Origin of the sequence: Blautia sp. AF19-10LB (assembly GCF_003461245.1) — a bacterium.
In the GTDB taxonomy this organism is placed as follows: Bacteria; Bacillota; Clostridia; order Lachnospirales; family Lachnospiraceae; genus Blautia_A; species Blautia_A intestinihominis.
The window spans coordinates 1-1,565 of sequence record NZ_QTWS01000024.1; the positions used below are offsets into that span (position 1 = coordinate 1).

A 1,565-nucleotide genomic window follows, 5' to 3' on the forward strand; every position below is an offset into this window, starting at 1 on the left:
TTCTTCGGAATAGCAGCTTCCCAGTAATAACTGAGAAACAGCAGCAGCTTTCGATTCTCCACAAAGCATCAGTGCTCTGGACATTGCTGCATCAGTCAAATTCTGATTAATGAACAGAAAAATATTGATTGTTCCAGGAGGCAGCATTTCATAATTTCCATCCTCTTCGTAGTAAGAAGCGGGATCGCCGGGATGCATGCCATTGGAGTCAATTCCACCGGTCACAACAGCAGTTACCGTAAGATCCCGGAAGCATACTTCTTCTATAGCACGTAATTCAGTCCAGGCTGCGGTACTTAAGGCAGTAGTGCAGGAGGGGGAAAGACCAAGGGCGTGGACATGTGCAGCTAGATCTTTTTCATAAGTATCTCCAAGCATTTTACATTCATAAGAACCATTCATACAATTGATATTTACAGCATGAGAAAGGTGCCTTGTAAGGCCTCCGTTTAAAGGACTTGTGCTAAGAACTTTGGCTTTTTGTGAAAAAGTGAAGATGGTATTCCCTAATTTTTGCTCGCAGGTAAAAAATGTATTCATTACGTTTCCTTCTTGTGTATGTTTTTTTATTTATTTTATTAATATCTTTTGATTACGTCAATTGAAAGTGTTATCTTCTATATACTTTCGGGCATCAAAGGATATTGACTGGATGAAAGGGGAGGTTGATAGGACATTTAATGAAAATTAGATATAAAAAATGTATGTACAAAAGGTGAGAAATTGTCGCTATAAAACAATACTTTTATTTTCATAATCTAAAGATATCGAAACTGAACAGATTAATGTATATGAAAAAATATGAACTAATCTGTTTTTGTGTTATTATATAAAAATATGAATGCCCAATATCTATAAACAGTATAAGTTTTTAGGTCGTAAATCATTTTTAATTATAAAGGATTTTAATATGATAGATGAAATAACAATGAATGAATTAAGAAAATGAAAGATGAACTTCGTCGGCCAATGATGTTGCTTGTTAAAGCTTAAAAGAAATAAAAATATTATGAAGTAGGCAGTGCATAATTAAAAGAGAACTATAAATTATCGAGAGTTTTAGAAGCTTTTCTACAGGAAAATATAATTTTTACAAATTCTTAAAATTTATACCATAGTATCGTCATAAATATACTGTACATTAATAATTGCAGATGCTAATTAAGGTATCTCATTTTTAGATATTTTTCTTTTTCATATACCGGTACGAAAGTATCGGTCTCCTTCCTTTTTAGGACGTATTATTATAATTTGCACAAATCTTAGCCCATAAGAGAGTGACGCTCTGCATATCCTCGGTAGAGCGTCCTTGTGCGTTTATGAATCTTATTTTTTATAGTATATTTCAATATATGACTCCTTGGAAATTTTCCTGATGAACGTAGAAATGACAGAGAAGTAAAAATGGTAAGCGTACTTGAAAAATGGCAGAATAACAAGATATAGCATTCTATGCGCTGTATTTTATTGACGAATTCAATATATTGTGTTACCATATAAATGGATTATTTTTTATGCATGGTTTGCCACGCAGTAAAGTTTTTTGTTCCGGATATGCTGTTCCG

1 protein-coding gene is annotated in these 1,565 nt (G+C 33.1%); it reads right to left on the reverse strand.

The genetic code is table 11. The annotated features are described in order from the left end of the window. The coding region (locus DWX28_RS13040; RefSeq protein WP_199611831.1) for an adenosylcobinamide amidohydrolase at window positions 1-540 on the reverse strand (540 nt) is incomplete at its 3' end. Between the last annotated feature and the right edge of the window lie 1,025 nt (window positions 541-1,565).